This window comes from Spongiibacter taiwanensis, assembly GCF_023702635.1.
Lineage (GTDB): Bacteria > Pseudomonadota > Gammaproteobacteria > Pseudomonadales > Spongiibacteraceae > Spongiibacter > Spongiibacter taiwanensis.
Genome location: NZ_CP098455.1, coordinates 166,963 through 180,597 on the forward strand (window position 1 = coordinate 166,963; position 13,635 = coordinate 180,597).

The window sequence follows — 13,635 nt, forward strand, 5'->3', positions numbered from 1 at the left end:
ACCATGTTGATATTAACCCGACGGATAGGCGAGACCCTGATTTGCGATGACAACGGCAAGCTCACTGAGGTGACCGTGTTGGGCGTGAAGGGCAACCAGGTGCGGCTGGGGGTGCAGGCCCCGCGCCATGTGGGTGTGGACCGCGAGGAAATTTACCAGCGCAAGCAGGCCCAGAAAAAAGCACCCGACACCATGACCGACCGGCGCAAGCACCTCACCGCCATTTAACCAAGGCGGCACCGGAGAGCGGCAACTCCCCGGTGCCTACTGACCGCAACAGGGGCAAGACCATGCAAATAGTAAAGACCCGCGCTGAAGCCAGCGCCAAGAAGCCTACCACCTTTCCCGACTCGGACAAGGTTTCATTGCTCAACCACAAGGTGGCAATGCTGGTAGAAGAAATCGATAGACTCGAGGACACCAAAAATTACCTGCTGCGCCGTTTGGCAAAGGCCGAGGACATCGCCAATAAACTACGCGGCGACGAAGACGTTGCCATGTGGTTTTGGCAAGACAACGGCGAAGACCACCCCGAGTCCATGGTGAATTCCCTCACCGTGGTAATGACCGCCGGAGATCTGCGCCGGGAAATTCACCGCCAATTGGCACCCATGCGCGCCCTGCAGCACCGCGCCACCGCACTGGCCCAGGCCGTCGAGTTCTACGCCCACCAGGCCAAATACGCCGGCAGCTGGCTGGGCGGTGACCCATTCCACGTCATGGAAGACGGCGGCCGCGTGGCCCGCAATGCCTTGGCTTTTGCTGAGAAAGGGGGTGTGGCATGAGCGTTTATTATCGTTATTTCAAGGTGCTTGATGCCGCAACCACGCAGGCGATTGAATCGCTGGTAGATCAGCGAAATCAATATCAGCAATCAATCCATGAAATCTCCAAAGCAGTGGGCGCAAGTGATACTTACTTCTATGATCGCGCGCACGGCTTTGCCGGGTTTGGGTTTTCTGAAACTCCCGATAAAACCCTGTGGAGGAAGATAAAAGGCGGCGATATTTTCTATCCAAAAAAGTCATCCAAGGCCGGAAAAGCCCTGGCAAATCGGATTGAGGCGCTGTCCCGCCCAAAGTCGGTTCACACTGCATTGAGCACTGCAGGGATCGAGACCGGCCCATTTGGTGTTCTTATGGATGGCCTCAGATGTTATAGCGCAACCGTTTGCGGATCGCAGAAAAAAGGCTGGTTTGCGGTTATTCCGTGGATGGATATAGACCCCAGGCTCCTTGAGGAGTACCGCGCTGAAAGAGCGTCTGGAATATCCGGAAACGGCAACTACGAACACCTGCTTTGGACACCGCCGGAAGAATGGGTGGAGGTTAAAAAGTGGGAGGTCGAGCGGGCTATTGAGGGGGTGGAGCTATGAACATCGAAAAATCCACCATCACCAAACTGCGGATTACCGGCGCTACAGCGCTGGACCCCATCACCGTGATTGCTGAAGACCTTGGCCCCCGCCAAGGCAAGATCATCATTGAGTGTTACGGCCAAAGCTGGAGCGCCTACTGGGGTGGCATGGGCAACCGCACCATTGCCGAGTTTTTTTGCTCCTGTGACGCCGGATATTTGTCGGACAAGTTATCCAGCATCCCAAGCCAAATTCCAGATTACGACAACCTGGATAAATGGCTTAAATCAGAAGTGATCAGGCTTCGCCGCGAGATAGAAATTCCAAAGGAGGAAGCCAGGCGCTATTGGGACGAAATCGAACTCTGGTGCGACAACGACGAAGCGTTTTTGCGCTCTGATAGCGGCGCCAAGCTCGCCAGTGAAATCATTGGTGACGACTGGTGGCTCTCCATCCCGGATGTTCCAAATCCCGATTATCAATACCTGTGCCGCATCATCAATGCGGTTAAAGCGGCGCTGAAATCTCAGATGGAAGAGGGGGTGACGGCATGATCCGACAAAACCGCTACACCGTCCTCAAGAACACAGATGTGTTTGCCTACCTGTCTGCAGATGACCACCAGTGCATTATCGAGATCCTGAAAAAGATCAGTGCGGGCAGGCAAGCCGCAGAAAAGCCTGATCAGGAATATCTGGTAGTAGAAAGCGACTGGCCGGAATACGAGCCCACCTGGCAGCGCATTCAGCGCCGAGTCGATGGAAATGATGGCGAACAATGGCCGCTTCCCCACCACAAGGGGGCGCTGGAAAGAGCTATTCACGACTTTGAGCGATTGGCTAAACAGCTGGCTGAGCAGGACGACTATAGCTGTGGACTCCCGGAGGGAGATGCCCAGTCGCTGAGGGAAGTTGCCATGCTTTTAGATGGCTACCATGAACGCCATTCGACTGATCTCACCGCACCGGGGACCATGGCTATACCTGTGGATGCTACGAGGGACGGCAAGAAGCCGCACATCAATAGCGCTATGAAAGCAGAGTGCATCGGTCAGTTTGCATGGCAAGAGCAAGCCGACTACTACGACGAACAGGGAAATGTGGTCGAGCATGTGGCGACCCGCATTGTGCCATGGGATCTGTGCAAAGAGATTTACCGGCGCATGGCGATGGCTGCCCACCGGTCATTGGGACCGGAGTCCGCGGGATGAAATATCTATGTGCGGCCTTCGTCATCGTTGCGCTGTTGCTGACGGTATTCGCCATGGCGGCCTGCAGGATCGCCAAGGATGACCAGCCATGAAGGGCGGGGCACTGTCACGCCGTGCGGCCATGCTTTGCCAGGCACCGGAATTTCGCCTGTGGCTGGACCGCATGCGCAACGCCAAATACCCCATCGACATTCCCGACGGCACCCACACCGAAGAAGACGCCCGCGACTTCTTTCTGGAGGCCTGCGGCATAGAAAGCCGCGCCGAGTTGGACCACAAACCCGAGGCGGCGACGATGTTTTACAAAATTAATCAGGCCTACCAGAAGTATCTGGGGCAGAGGAGAGCATGATGAAATCCGTAAAGATATTTAGCTCTAAGATGGTGACTAATTCTGATATCAGGCGGCAAGTATTTGAGTCGGGTGGCTACGGCGAACCAATTGTTGTCTACGGTCCTCAGGCATGTGGAAAAACCCGAAACGCAGAAGCCGTTGCAAAATATCTAAACCGCCCAGTTGTTATTGATGATTATTTATTTGAGCGATCGCTGCCTGATGGTTGTGTGGCCCTGACATACCTGGAACCACCGCAGTCAAAACCGTTTCATGGTTTTAGAGCGATTAAGTTCTCTGATATTGAAGGGAAAATATAACCATGGCCTACGCCGAAAACACCAGTGTGAGCACCGACAAAAGCCGCGCCGAGATCGAGCGCACCCTGCAGCGCTATGGCGCTGATCAATTCATGTATGGCTGGGATCAGGATAAAGCCGTGGTCGGCTTTCGTATGGCAAAGCGCCAGATCCGCTTTCTGCTGCCCATGCCGGATAAGCGCGATCGCAAATTCACCCACACCCCCACCGGCAAACTGCGGAAGGAAACGGCTGCATTCACCGAATGGGAACAGGCCTGCCGCCAGAAATGGCGCGCCCTGTCGTTGGTGATTAAAGCCAAGCTGGAAGCGGTAGAGGCGGGCATTGCCGTGTTTGAAGACGAGTTTATGGCCAACATCGTGCTGCCCAATGGGACCACCGTCAGCCAGTTTATGCTGCCCCAGATCGCCCAGGCCTATGAGTCGGGCCAGATGCCCAAACTGTTGCCGGACTTGGGGTAGGGCGATGGAAGAGTTAGCGCGAGTAAAAAGCCCGGTAATGCGCTATCACGGCGGCAAGTTTCGGCTTGCCCCCTGGGTAATGTCATTTTTCCCCAAACACCACACCTATGTGGAGCCATTTGCCGGTGCGGCGGGAGTGCTTTTGCAGAAGCCCCGGTCAATCAGTGAGGTTTATAACGACTTGGACGGTGAGGTGGTGAACGTATTCCGGGTGCTTCAGCAACCCGACACCGCCGCAGCGTTGGAGCGGCTACTGGCCCTAACCCCGTACGCCAGGGATGAGTTTAATCTCAGCTATGAGCCTTCCGAATGCCCCGTAGAACAGGCCAGAAGAACGCTGATTCGTGCCCATCAGGGCTTTGGGTCTGCGGGCGCCACCAAGCATAAAACCGGTTTCCGGATTGATTCTGCCCGGGCCTATGGCACCTCCGCGCATATTTGGGCGAAGTATCCTCGATGCATTTCCCAGTTCGTTGAGCGCCTGCAGGCGGTGGTGATTGAAAACAAGCCCGCGCTGGACGTGATCGACAATCACGACCGCCCTGACACGTTGTTTTTTGTTGACCCGCCTTATGTTCACTCCACCCGGAAAATGCGGGCGGGGGGGGGGGTACTACAACCACGAAATGAGTGATGAACAGCACGTTCAACTGCTTGCGCGCTTGATGGTGGCTGATGGCATGGTGGTGATATCAGGCTACGACAGCGAGCTCTACAACGACATGCTGGCAGGTTGGGAGAAGCATTCCACTACCGCTCGGATCAGCGCCGGGAGAGGCACGACAACCCGCACAGAGGTGGTGTGGCTAAATCCGGCCTGCATCGAGAATCGGGCGCAGCAAGCCCTTTTTTGAGTTATGGAGACTGAAATGTCCTTTTGTAAAGATTGTGAAAGAGATGACTGCTTGGGTGGTATTGATTGCTTAGCCGCGGCGGTAGTCGATCAGAAGGACGCCATCTCGAGTAACGGAAGCTGTGAGCGCTGCGGTAAATGTGGTAGCGCGGAAACCTATGCCAACCAGGTAATGATGCCTCTGCAGGGAAAGGTTCGGTGCATTGACTGGTGCATCCATCAAATCGTGGCCGCGCTGAATGCCGGCGGCGTTGAGACGGTTGCCTGCTGTTGTGGGCATGGCGCAGAGCAGGGCCGTATTGACTTGGCAGATGGCAGAATCCTGCGGATCGAGACGCCTTCATAACCCCCAGCTCAGCGGCGGCGCAGCCGTCCGAGCGTAACGAAGTGAAGCGACTGGAGCGGATTGTTATGGGTGAATTAACTCAAGACGAAGTGAACGCCTTGGAGACAGGAGCGGAGGTAGTGGTGCTGTGGTCGGGCGGTAACGGCCCTCACAAATATAGGGTGGTTAATGATAACGGCTTGGTGTGGGCGGAAGCACCCCACTCGCCGGGCTACAACTCAGGGTTTCTCGACTTCGTTGGGCCGGAGAAATACCACACAAAAGTGTTTTACCCATAACGCCGCTATTCCCGGGCCGCTAGGTCCCGGGCAATGCAAGTGTTATCGCTGGAATTCGGCAACCATGGCGGGAATGTCGATATCATCGGGCACTGGCCTGGGCAGGTCCTGAAATTCTGTGTAGTTCCCCAGGGCCTCCCGATCGCTGCGGGCGGTGCCATTGACGGCCAGAAAGGTTTTCCCCTCGAGGAGCCACACCGCGGTTTTCTGGCTGCCGCCGACCTTATAGGGGCAGCCGATAAAGTCCCGGTTATTCATCTGCTTGTGGGTGCACCAGGCGCCCTCGGCATAGGGAAGGTGCTGGGAGTAGGCGTAATTGATGACGTCCAGCTGTTGGTCATAAGGTCCAGAACAGGCGGTAAGGGCGATCAACAATAATAGACTGGCGCGGCGCATGGAACATCTCCCTGTTCTGTGAGTGGCAATTCTTGAACGGCGGGGGCCTATCTCTCAATGTAGGCCGCTAATTAGTTATTTTGGGCGATAGTAATGGCGAAGGGTTGGGAAGTCCACGGTGGGATGCTGCGGGTCTATTTCTATTACAAGGGGGATAAATGCCGGGAGCCGCTGAACCTGCCGCCAACGGATCAAAACAAGGCCTACGCTGAAGGCCTGGTGGCCACCATCAAGCACGAGATCCGGCAGGGCATTTTCGACTATGCCAGCCGATTTCCCAATTCGCCGCGGTTGAAGCAAAACACGTTCGGCCACTACTTGGATATATTCTATGAGATCAAAGCCCGCAAAGTGGCGGCGTTGACGATCGAGAATTACCAGCGCTGGGGCAGGGGTTATATTCGCCCCCAGTGGGGCCACCGGCTGGTGGAGGATATCGACACCATCGACATTGAGAAATGGATCAGCGCAGCATTACATGAGCTGGCCAGTAAGAGTATCAAAGAGATCCTGCAGATCATGTCTCAGGTGTTTGACCTGTACGGCACGCGGCACCGCGTTCACTACAACCCTACCAAGCCGATCCGCGTGGCGCTGCCAGACTCGGAAGACCCGGACGTGTTCAACCGGAAGGAAATCAACCTGATTCTCAACACGCCCACAGAGCGGGAGTCTGAACGGAATATGGCAGAGTTTTGGTTGTGGTCCGGCCCGCGCACCGCAGAACTGATTGCCATGAGCTGGGATTATATCGACCTCGATGCCGGAATCGCCCGCTATGAAATGGGTGTGGTGGAAGGGCAGTACAAGGCGACCAAGACCCGCCGATCAAAGCGCACGGTCGAGCTGCTGAAACCGGCCGTCGACGCGTTGCGCCGGCAGAAAGCCATCACCGGCGACCTGGACCCGATCACTGTTGAGATGACCGATCGGGATAACCGCACTATCCGCAAGGTGAAATTCCGTCCGGTATGGATAAGCACCGGTACCGGCGAACCATTCATCCACATCAAGAGCTACCGGGAACACTGGTGGACCAAACACCTGGAAGCGGCCGGGGTTCGCTACCGGGGCCCCAGCCAGTGCCGTCACACCTTCATCAGTCAAATGTTAACGGTGGGCATGCCCATCAACTGGATTATTGCGCAGGTAGGCCACACGTCAGAAGCCATGATCCGGAAGCACTATGGCAAATTCATTCAGGAAGACCAGCCGGTCAATTTCTCACAGCTGGCAAATACCAAACTGGGGTTTACTGGGCAGGAAGAATAATTGCCAGGCTCTAAACGTCGTCCAACAGCTCGCCAGTTTGGAGAAGGTGGAGAAAGCCCGCTTCGTAAGTGATCGAAACACCCTGGTTGTGAGCCTTCAGCAACTTGGCTGGCCCGGCGTTGTTACCGGTCACCAGTAAATCTAAAGCCGTTGTGACGCTAGATCTTACCTGCATTCCGCCTTCCACGGCGGCAGCAACCAACCTGGCTTTGTCCCCAGCTGAAAATCCGGTAAAGCAGACCTCAAAGGCATCGATACGATTGGCGCTGGAAGGTCTTGCCGTTGGGGAAGGGGTGTCTTTTTGAAATTGAACTAACGCGGCTTGCGCTTCTTCAGCTGAGTCACTGGAGAACAACACCCGATCGAGGCGCGGGGTTTTATAACGACCGCTGGCCTCATCAAAGAACTGAAGGTACTCGCGGCCATTTCTGAAAAAGACCTGGGGCTCATCGATTGAGAACAGAGAAATCTTGCCAGCCGCAGAGCAGTAAACATAGTGCATTCCGTCGCACCTCGCTTATCGCCAGTCCCAGAACGGTCCCAAAATCGTCCCATTCCAAACTGCTAGTCTCGGGAAGCCCCGAATTACGCGGGTTTAAATGGCGGAGGGGCAGGGATTTGAACCCTGGGAACCTCGCGGTTCGCCGGTTTTCAAGACCGGTGCAATCGACCACTCTGCCACCCCTCCGCGGCAGACGAGATTATACAGAGCTTGGTTTTGGAAACAAGCGCCAGACAAAAAAGAACTTAAAAATCAGCTCGATGGCGCGACCTCTGAGTAAACTGCAGCCCGCACAGCAGGCTTGAGGCGAAAAAAAGCCCGGCAAAGGCCGGGCTCCGAGGTGACCGAAATCGGGTCAAATTTAGTTGCGCGGATCGTTCGCGGCTCTGGGCAGCACGGGTCGGTCAGGGTTGGGGCTGGCCATTACGCTTGGGTCCAGCGCCGGAGGGCGCGGCCGATTGGTCGTAATATCCACCTGGCTGACGGGCTTGGGCGCCACTCTGGGGTCGTTCGCTGCGCGTCCGGTGGGTCGAACACGCTCAGTGCTACTGGGCACGGTTGCCGCAGGCGCAGATGCCGGGGCAATGACTGGGGCGGGCGCATCGACCTCCGGGGTCGCTTCGGCGGCAACGGGGTCTGCCTTGTCGCTGGCCTGGTCACCCTCGGTGCCAATTTCCGCGGCATTTGCTGCCTCGAAAGAGGCCTTTGGTGCCTGCTCGGCGGTCTCTGGGGCGGCCGGTTGGCTGGCTTCTGCTGCGACCGAGTGCTTCGATTCCTCAGGGTTTTCGGTGGCCTGTGGTTCTGCAGTGGCGGCCACGTCTTCTTTCACGTTGGCCTCCACTGGCTCTGCCGGAGCTTCTGTGGCAACGGCAGGCTCGGCGGCCGTAACCTGCGCCGCTGGGGTTTGGTCCGCGACCTCTTCAGTGCCCGCGGTATCAGTAGCGGCGGTTTCTACTACTGATTTTTCAACCACAACCTCCGCTGTGACTGAGGCGGGCGCCGGTGCGTCTTCCACTGCGGTTTCGGCAACTTCAGCGGCTTCGCTCGCTGCGATGCTGCTTTGTTCAACCGCATTCTGACGGGCTTCCTTGTCTTCCTGGCGGTTGGCGCGCTCGCGACGGGGGCGCTGTCTGCTTTCGCGAGCTGGCTTTTCCCGGGCAGTGTCTTCGCTTGCGTTCACCGGCGGGGTGATGTCAGCGCTTTCCTCGCCAGAAGCCTCATTGCTGCGCTGTTCGGCCGGCAAAGCATCTTCTGGTGCCTTGCTGCGGCGACGCTCTTGTGGTGAGCGCGGCTTGCGGTTGTTGGGACGACGCTTTGGACGTGCATTCTGGCTGCTATCCTGCTCTTGGCTGCTGTCGTCCTGGGATTGAGGGGCCGGCTTTTCCCGCTTTGGCGCATCTTCTTGATTGCTGGCGGCTTTACTGGTTTCGTCATCCCGGTTGCCGCGATTGTCATTGCGATTGCGGTTTTGCCGGTTGTCGCCGCCGCGGCGATTGTTGCGATTGCGCTGGTTGTTACGGCGCTCACCATTGCCCTTGGGCTGGCGTTTTTCTTCGCTGGGTTCTTGTGGCGCTTCAACCGGTTCTACTGGCGTCTCGAGTTTCGGCGGCTCACCGGCGAACAGGGTGGCAAGACCCTTGCCGAGACGGCTGAAGAAACCGGGTTGTTGGGGCGCCGACGGCGCGGCAGCTTCGGGTTTGGCCGCCACTGGTGCGACCGGGTCGGCGGCTGGTGCGACGGGAGAGGGCGCCTTTGGCGCTAATGTACGCACTACAGCAGCCGGCGCGGGCTGGGCCGGGGCGATTTCCTCTTCTTGCGCTTCGGCCTCTGCTTTCAACTCTGAAGCGATTTTGTAGCTGACCTCGGCTTCCTCTGACAGGTCATTTTCCCGCAGGCGCTGAACGTCAAAGTGGGGCGTTTCCAGCGTCGGGGTGGGAATGACCACCACGCGTACACCACAGCGCTGTTCAATGGCTTGAATGGCTTCGCGCTTTTCATTGAGCAGGTAGGCGCCGACATTGACCGGCACAATGGCACGGATTTCCGCGCTCTTCTCTTTATTGGCTTCTTCTTCAACCAGGCGGAGAATCGACAAGGCGAGGGATTTGGTGTCGCGAATCGTCCCTTGACCGCTGCAGCGAGGGCAGACTTTGGCGCTGGTTTCGCCCAGCGAGGGCCGCAGGCGCTGGCGGGACATTTCCAGCAGACCAAACCGTGAGATCCGGCCAACCTGAACCCGGGCGCGATCGGCCTCCATGGCATCTTTAACCCGGTTCTCGACTTCGCGCTGGTTTTTGGCCGCCATCATGTCGATGAAGTCGACCACGATCAGGCCGCCGATGTCGCGCAGGCGCAATTGCCGGGCAATCTCGTCGGCGGCTTCCAGGTTGGTCTGCAGCGCGGTTTCTTCGATATCGCCACCCTTGGTGGCCCGGGCAGAGTTGATATCGATTGATACCAGCGCCTCGGTCGGATCAATCACAATGGAGCCACCCGAGGGCAGCTGCACTTCACGGAGGAAGGCGGATTCGATCTGGCTTTCGATTTGGTAGCGGTTAAACAGCGGCACCGGGTCCTGGTAGAACCGAACCTTGTTTTTGTAGTGGGGCATGACCTGCTCAACGAAATGCATGGCTTCGTTGAAGGAATCTTCGCCATCAATCAACACTTGGTCGATATCGTCGCGCAGATAGTCGCGAATGGCGCGGATAATGACGTTGCTTTCCTGCAGGATCAGAATTGGGGCTTTGCGCTCGGTAGCGGCCTGCTTGATGGCGCTTGCCAAGTGGAGCAGGTAGTCCAAATCCCACTGTAATTCTTCGGAACTGCGACCGACACCCGCGGTGCGCACAATCACGCCCATGCCGTCCGGGATGGTAATGCTGCTAAGGGCGTCTTTGAGGGCGCTGCGATCTTCACCTTCAATGCGGCGGGAGATACCGCCCGCGCGGGGGTTGTTGGGCATCAGCACCATGTACCGGCCAGCGAGGCTGATGAAGGTGGTCAGGGCAGCGCCCTTATTGCCACGCTCTTCTTTCTCTACCTGGACGATAACTTCGGTGCCTTCCTTGACCAGATCTTTGATCTTGGCCCGACCGCTGACATCGGAGGGGGTGCGGTAGAAATATTCCTTGGAGATTTCTTTGAGGGGGAGAAAGCCGTGACGCTCGGCGCCAAAATCCACGAACGCCGCTTCAAGGCTGGGCTCCACCCGGGTGATGGTGCCTTTATAAATATTGGCTTTCTTTTGGACGCGGGTGCGGTTTTCAATATCCAGATCGTACAGTCGCTGGCCATCGACCAGGGCAACGCGCAACTCCTCTGGTTGAGTTGCATTGATTAACATTCTTTTCATGAGCAAATATCCCGAAATGCCGGGAATTGCTAGTCCGCTCATGTGACGGATCGTCTTCAAGCGCTTTGACTGGGCTGTCCTTGGGCCCTCAGGGGCCGGACCTGGTAACAAACTTCAGGTTTTTGGTTCAGCTCGGGGGTTCAATCCGCGCCAGTCAGGGGCTGGTCTTTCCAGCCCGTTCTTCGCACACTGCGCTCGGTTTTGGGAGGGCAGTAGCGGCGTGTTTCATCTATTACTATCGGGCGTCAATCGCACGCCAGTATTGGTAACGTCGTCTACGTCGCGTTTCAGAGTTCTGTCACATGCCGGTGACTAACAAATTCGGCAGTACTATTAAATTGTGCGCCGACACTAGGCTAGAATGCAGCCAGCGCACCAACTGTTCAAAAATTTAAGGGTGCTGCGAAACGATTCGCAGTGCGTACCCCACAGTACAGAACTGGCGGTTTTCCCTCACCTCATAGCCACGCTATGGCGGGAACCAAGCCCAATTCGTACCGGGCGGAATATATCAGCATTCAACTGGATTCTCAATGAGTTACGGGAGATTATCGTGGCCTCGGATGCCGTCATCAATCCTGCGGTTAAATTTCTGGCGGTATCCGCTGAGTTTGACGGTCAACGTATCGACAATTTCTTAGTTCGCGAATTAAAAGGCGTTCCTAAGTCAAAGATTTACAACATTATTCGGCGCGGCGAAGTCCGTGTTAACAAAGCGAGAGTGAAACCCGATACCAAATTGGTGGAGGGGGATACCGTGCGCATCCCGCCGGTCAGGCTGGCAGATCGGCCGGCAGAAAGCCGGGTTTCGGGCGACCTGGCAGACAAAATTCGCTCCTCGGTGTTGTATGAGGATGCCGGCCTGCTGATTATCGACAAGCCATCAGGGCTGGCAGTGCACGGCGGTAGCGGTGTTTCCCTTGGTCTGATCGAAAGTCTGCGCCAGGTTTTTCCCGAGCATCGTTCAATGGAATTGGTGCACCGCCTGGATCGTGATACTTCCGGCTGCGTGATGGTGGCAAAAAAGCGCTCGGTGCTTAAACAACTCCACGAAATGCTGAAAAGCAAGAAAGGCGTTGAGAAGCGATACCTAGCCGCGGTGGCGGGGAGTTGGCCAACCCGCAAAGTGCAGGTCAATGCGCCCTTGCAGAAAAATGTCCTGCAGTCCGGTGAGCGGATGGTCAGGGTGGAGCTGGAGGGCAAGCGGGCGCTGACCGAATACTCGGTGATCGCCAGGGAAGGGGGGGTGAGCTTGGTGGAAGCCCGGCCGATTACTGGCCGCACCCATCAAATCAGGGCTCACTGTCTGCATGCCGGTCATCCCATCCTGGGTGATGAAAAGTACGGCGATGACAACGCCAATCTGGCGGCAAAGCAGCGAGGGTTGCGGCGCTTGTTTCTGCATGCCCACAGCCTGGCGTTTGCCCTGGACGGGCGCCATATATCGGTTCAGGCGCCGCTGCCTACTGAATTAAAAGAATTTTTAGAAAAGTCAGGTATTTCTTTGTAATGCTTATTATTTTTGACTGGGATGGAACCCTGCTTGATTCTGAAGACAAGATTATTGCCTGCATGCAAAAAGCGGCAATAGAGTTGGGCTTACCGCCGCGCTCTGCTGGCGAAATTCGCAATATCATCGGGTTGGAGCTGAGCTTGGCGATTCGTCGCCTGCATCCGGATCTGAGTCGAGCTGCAGCCTTTGCGATGCGGGAGGCCTATTCCAAGGCCTTTACCAGCGCCGATGTCACGCCTTGTCCATTTTTTCCCAATGTCGAGGACAGCCTGCAGGCTTTGAAGCGTGAGGGGCACACCCTCTGTGTGGCTACCGGTAAAAGTCGGCGCGGCCTGGATCGGGTATTTCGCCATTTGCCGGTATCCCGTTTGTTCTCGGCAACACGTTGCGCGGACGAGACAGCATCCAAACCCGACCCACAAATGCTGTTGGAATTATGCGAGGTGTTTTCCGAGTCGCCCGAAGAGGCGTTAATGATTGGAGATACCGAATACGACCTGGAAATGGCCAGTCGAATCAATATGCCCCGCATTGGCGTGACCTACGGTGCGCATCAGATCAGTCGCCTGCGCCGGTGGCAGCCCCGGGCCTTGATTGACTGCATGAGCGAACTGCCGCCGATTGTTCAGCAGATTGCCCAGCGCAGTTCGGAGCATTATGGAATTTGGCCGCCGCGGCCCCAGTGAGCGGGCCGGCAGGGACGGCATGGCGACAGGAAGCGCCTGCGCTAACCTTCCGGAAATAGGCCGTAGCCCTCTTGGGCGAGAAAGTCGAGCAGGCGAATGACCGGCAGGCCTTGTAACGTGTTGGGGTCGGTTGCCTCAATCGATTTGAACAGGGCGATACCCAGGCCCTCAGACTTAAAACTGCCCGCGCAATCCAGCACATCCTCTCTTTCTAAATAGCCACTGATAAAGTCGGCAGACAGTGGCCGGAATTTCACCGTTACGGTTTCGCAGCTTTGTTGTCTGCGTCCAGTGGCGCTGTTGAGTAAACAGACGGCAGTGTGAAACAGCACGCTTTTTCCGGAGCAGGCGCTGAGCTGCTCAACGGCGCGTTGGCGGGTGCCGGGTTTGCCGAGGGGTTGGCCGTCCAGTTCCGCTACCTGATCGCTGCCGATGATCAGTGCGCGGGCATGATGCTGGGCGGCCGCATCGGCCTTCTCGCAAGCCAGGCGCAACGCGGTTTGTTGAGGTAATTCGCCCTTGATGGGGGATTCATCAATGTGGGTTGGGTGGCAGAGCGGGTCGAGGTGGAGTTTTTGCAGCATTGCCAGGCGATAGCGGGACTGGGAGGCAAGCACTAATAGCCGGCGATCCGGCGGAGTGGGGGTAGAATTCATTGGTGTCGATACCGGTGTTTTTGGGGTGGCAAGGTGTCGCAATAAGCGCGGCGTAAATGGGGCCATGGTGCAACGGCCCACTTCGGCGCAAATACT

At 56.8% G+C, this 13,635-nt stretch carries 19 protein-coding genes and 1 tRNA gene; 15 read left to right on the forward strand and 5 right to left on the reverse strand.

Annotated elements, in window-relative coordinates:
• Window positions 1–3 precede the first annotated feature (3 nt).
• The 12 genes from csrA (at window position 4) to NCG89_RS00940 (ending at window position 5,159) form a co-directional block, all read left to right on the forward strand.
• Entirely contained in the window at window positions 4–228 is a 225-nt protein-coding gene (gene csrA / locus NCG89_RS00885; protein WP_251087892.1) for a carbon storage regulator CsrA, read from the forward strand.
• Window positions 229–290: 62 nt separating this feature from the next.
• A complete protein-coding gene (locus tag NCG89_RS00890; RefSeq protein ID WP_251087893.1) occupies window positions 291–785 on the forward strand; it encodes a hypothetical protein in 495 nt (164 codons plus the stop codon).
• Complete coding sequence (locus tag NCG89_RS00895; RefSeq protein WP_251087894.1) at window positions 782–1,375, forward strand: hypothetical protein; 594 nt, start codon at window positions 782–784, stop codon at window positions 1,373–1,375. Before NCG89_RS00890 ends, NCG89_RS00895 begins: the two co-directional genes overlap by 4 nt.
• Window positions 1,372–1,911 (forward strand): phiTE_072 family protein, encoded by a 540-nt coding sequence (locus tag NCG89_RS00900; RefSeq protein ID WP_251087895.1) that lies wholly within the window; start codon window positions 1,372–1,374, stop codon window positions 1,909–1,911. The genes NCG89_RS00895 and NCG89_RS00900 overlap by 4 nt, the downstream gene beginning before the upstream one ends.
• A complete protein-coding gene (locus NCG89_RS00905; RefSeq protein WP_251087896.1) occupies window positions 1,908–2,567 on the forward strand; it encodes a hypothetical protein in 660 nt (219 codons plus the stop codon). Before NCG89_RS00900 ends, NCG89_RS00905 begins: the two co-directional genes overlap by 4 nt.
• 88 nt (window positions 2,568–2,655) lie before the next feature.
• Window positions 2,656–2,919: a hypothetical protein gene (locus NCG89_RS00910; protein ID WP_251087897.1), complete on the forward strand. Its 264-nt coding sequence runs from the start codon at window positions 2,656–2,658 to the stop codon at window positions 2,917–2,919.
• Complete coding sequence (locus tag NCG89_RS00915) at window positions 2,919–3,221, forward strand: hypothetical protein (RefSeq protein WP_251087898.1); 303 nt, start codon at window positions 2,919–2,921, stop codon at window positions 3,219–3,221. The genes NCG89_RS00910 and NCG89_RS00915 overlap by 1 nt, the downstream gene beginning before the upstream one ends.
• Window positions 3,222–3,223: 2 nt before the next feature.
• Entirely contained in the window at window positions 3,224–3,682 is a 459-nt protein-coding gene (locus tag NCG89_RS00920) for a hypothetical protein (protein WP_251087899.1), read from the forward strand.
• Between the two features lie 4 nt (window positions 3,683–3,686).
• On the forward strand, window positions 3,687–4,316 hold the full coding sequence (locus tag NCG89_RS00925; RefSeq protein WP_251087900.1) for a DNA adenine methylase: 630 nt from the start codon (window positions 3,687–3,689) through the stop codon (window positions 4,314–4,316).
• The gene (locus tag NCG89_RS00930; RefSeq protein WP_251087901.1) at window positions 4,309–4,536 is read left to right on the forward strand and encodes a hypothetical protein; all 228 of its coding nucleotides are present in this window, start codon (window positions 4,309–4,311) and stop codon (window positions 4,534–4,536) included. Before NCG89_RS00925 ends, NCG89_RS00930 begins: the two co-directional genes overlap by 8 nt.
• Before the next feature lie 15 nt (window positions 4,537–4,551).
• Entirely contained in the window at window positions 4,552–4,881 is a 330-nt protein-coding gene (locus NCG89_RS00935) for a hypothetical protein (RefSeq protein ID WP_251087902.1), read from the forward strand.
• 65 nt (window positions 4,882–4,946) lie between these two features.
• Entirely contained in the window at window positions 4,947–5,159 is a 213-nt protein-coding gene (locus tag NCG89_RS00940; protein WP_251087903.1) for a hypothetical protein, read from the forward strand.
• A 42-nt stretch (window positions 5,160–5,201) separates the two neighbouring features.
• Here NCG89_RS00940 and NCG89_RS00945 read toward each other — a convergent pair whose 3' ends face one another.
• The gene (locus NCG89_RS00945; RefSeq protein ID WP_251087904.1) at window positions 5,202–5,555 is read right to left on the reverse strand and encodes a hypothetical protein; all 354 of its coding nucleotides are present in this window, start codon (window positions 5,553–5,555) and stop codon (window positions 5,202–5,204) included.
• Window positions 5,556–5,648: 93 nt separating this feature from the next.
• On the opposite strand from NCG89_RS00945, the gene NCG89_RS00950 reads away from it, so the two are divergent.
• Complete coding sequence (locus NCG89_RS00950; protein ID WP_251087905.1) at window positions 5,649–6,827, forward strand: Arm DNA-binding domain-containing protein; 1,179 nt, start codon at window positions 5,649–5,651, stop codon at window positions 6,825–6,827.
• Window positions 6,828–6,837: 10 nt separating this feature from the next.
• Here the strand turns inward: NCG89_RS00950 and NCG89_RS00955 are convergent, their stop codons facing one another.
• The 3 genes from NCG89_RS00955 to rne all read right to left on the reverse strand — a co-directional run bounded on the left by NCG89_RS00955 (window position 6,838) and on the right by rne (window position 10,684).
• Window positions 6,838–7,329, reverse strand: a complete 492-nt coding sequence (locus NCG89_RS00955; protein ID WP_251087906.1) for a BRCT domain-containing protein — start codon at window positions 7,327–7,329, stop codon at window positions 6,838–6,840.
• Between the two features lie 98 nt (window positions 7,330–7,427).
• Window positions 7,428–7,515 (reverse strand) — tRNA-Ser (locus NCG89_RS00960).
• Window positions 7,516–7,690: 175 nt separating this feature from the next.
• A complete protein-coding gene (gene rne, locus NCG89_RS00965) occupies window positions 7,691–10,684 on the reverse strand; it encodes a ribonuclease E (RefSeq protein WP_251087907.1) in 2,994 nt (997 codons plus the stop codon).
• 553 nt (window positions 10,685–11,237) lie between these two features.
• Here rne and NCG89_RS00970 point away from each other — a divergent pair.
• Both NCG89_RS00970 and NCG89_RS00975 read left to right on the forward strand, forming a co-directional pair.
• Complete coding sequence (locus NCG89_RS00970; protein WP_251087908.1) at window positions 11,238–12,194, forward strand: RluA family pseudouridine synthase; 957 nt, start codon at window positions 11,238–11,240, stop codon at window positions 12,192–12,194.
• Window positions 12,194–12,883 carry an HAD family hydrolase gene (locus tag NCG89_RS00975; RefSeq protein ID WP_251087909.1) on the forward strand — a complete coding sequence of 230 codons (690 nt, stop codon included), beginning with the start codon at window positions 12,194–12,196 and terminating at the stop codon, window positions 12,881–12,883. The genes NCG89_RS00970 and NCG89_RS00975 overlap by 1 nt, the downstream gene beginning before the upstream one ends.
• A 41-nt stretch (window positions 12,884–12,924) precedes the next feature.
• On the opposite strand, the gene NCG89_RS00980 is transcribed toward NCG89_RS00975, so the two are convergent.
• Window positions 12,925–13,539, reverse strand: a complete 615-nt coding sequence (locus NCG89_RS00980) for a Maf family protein (RefSeq protein WP_251087910.1) — start codon at window positions 13,537–13,539, stop codon at window positions 12,925–12,927.
• Window positions 13,540–13,635 lie beyond the last annotated feature (96 nt).